Here is a 435-nt window from a genome sequence, read left to right as displayed (position 1 = left end):
GAAGAACCCGTCACGGCGAGATGAATCGCTGTCTCCTCTAATAGCGGACTCACTCCATGCGCCCCATCGAACTGAAGAAAGACATCGAGTAAAGACGTATACACCTTTTTTTCACGGTCAAAGTAGTAGTTTCGCTTCACTTCCACCTCTCCAAATAGCGTTTGGAGTCGGATCGTCCGCTTATCTTTGAGCGCATATCGTTTCTTGTCCCGCTGTTCTGCCAATGTGCGGTCGATCTCCTCCAACACCTGTTGAAGGAGATGACCATATTGTTTTTGCATATGTCTAAATAAAGACTGTTCGATCTCTTTTAATGTCAAGCCGTTTGTGATATAATCCTGCATGGGCTCCACTCCTTTCTTTGGTTGTATTTTTTTCGCACTTACTACCTTACCAGGAGGAGAGCCCGTTTTTCATCTATTTTGCTTACATATC

At 44.6% G+C, this 435-nt stretch carries 1 protein-coding gene; it reads right to left on the bottom strand.

Translation table 11 applies throughout. The features are described from left to right. Nucleotides 1-344, bottom strand: a 344-nt coding sequence (locus EKC99_RS15555) for a UPF0236 family transposase-like protein (RefSeq protein ID WP_205597830.1), incomplete at its 3' end; no start/stop codon positions are given. Nucleotides 345-435: the final 91 nt, after the last annotated feature.

The sequence above is a fragment of the Anoxybacillus sp. MB8 genome (assembly GCF_011006755.1).
In the GTDB taxonomy this organism is placed as follows: Bacteria; Bacillota; Bacilli; order Bacillales; family Anoxybacillaceae; genus Anoxybacillus; species Anoxybacillus gonensis.
This window is presented reverse-complemented; position numbering and strand designations above follow the sequence as displayed.